Annotated in this window: 1 protein-coding gene; it reads right to left on the minus strand. The window is 59.4% G+C overall.

What is annotated here, in order from left to right; translation table 11 throughout:
• A partial coding sequence (locus AC1DU6_RS35015; protein ID WP_477863147.1) for an acyltransferase family protein occupies nt 1-453 on the minus strand: 453 nt, incomplete at its 3' end.
• Between the last annotated feature and the right edge of the window lie 133 nt (nt 454-586).

Below are 586 nucleotides of genomic sequence, written 5' to 3' on the forward strand. Positions count from 1 at the left end.
CCATTGGCCCTGTTTGAAATTGTTGAGGTAGAATTCGACAAAGCCGGTCTTGTGCGTCGACAAGCTGAACGACGCGTAATAGGCGATCGGCATCAGCACGAAGATCATCGCCAGGAAGGGCAGACCGAGGCGGAGCGCGCGGTCGCGCAGGAAGTCGCCGATGCCCTTGCGCTTCAGGCTCGGCCACACGAACAGGCCCGACAGCATGAACATCAGACACATGAAGAAGGTGTCGTTGAACAGCGTGAGGATGTTGAAGCCGATCCAGCGCTGGCTGTCGACGATCGGCGCCGTCGACCACAGATAGTGGTTCGGGTAATAGCGCCCGAAGGCGGTGTAAGCGACCGCGGCGTGGTTCGCCAGCACGAGCAGCGTGACAAAGGTGCGGGCGCGATCCAGCGCAGCGTTACGGTCTGACATGTAAACGGCGAGCCCCCTCGCTTCCGCGCGCAACAGGCGTCGCCGGGCGCATCAGCGATGCGCGCCGTCATGATAAATGTCGAAAGCCGCTTCGGCAATCAGCCGAGGATCAAGCGGGTACTTCCTCGATTTTCACCTTGTCTGGATAAAATGCCAGATAATCCTT

This window comes from Roseateles sp. P5_B10 (assembly GCF_056400485.1).